Annotated in this window: 1 protein-coding gene; it reads left to right on the top strand. The window is 57.6% G+C overall.

Annotated features, from left to right (window positions below; all coding sequences use genetic code 11):
• Window positions 1–242, top strand: a 242-nt coding sequence (locus QP381_RS09390) for a hypothetical protein (protein ID WP_285068773.1), incomplete at its 5' end; no start/stop codon positions are given.
• Between the last annotated feature and the right edge of the window lies 1 nt (window position 243).

Here is a 243-nt window from a genome sequence, read left to right as displayed (position 1 = left end):
TTGATGGGTCGCGTATTGCTGTCGAGTGGTATGACCCAGCTACCCCAACCTTCTCCCAGCGTGCAGACGCACTACAAAAGCTTGCCGGGGGTAAACCCCTAATTAGCCGTGAGGGGGCGTGGGATGAGCTCGGTTTCTCCGAGGCCCGCAAGGAGCGCGAGCGCGAATATTTAGAACAGGAAGCGGCCGACGACCTCGTGGGAGAACTTGTAAGTAAGAGCGGTGAGAATGGCGGTGCCTAAT

The sequence above is a fragment of the Pauljensenia sp. UMB6358 genome, assembly GCF_030216865.1.
Taxonomy (GTDB): domain Bacteria; phylum Actinomycetota; class Actinomycetes; order Actinomycetales; family Actinomycetaceae; genus Pauljensenia; species Pauljensenia turicensis_A.
The sequence above is the reverse complement of the archived record's forward strand: the minus strand, read 5'-3'. Positions and strand labels throughout refer to the sequence as shown.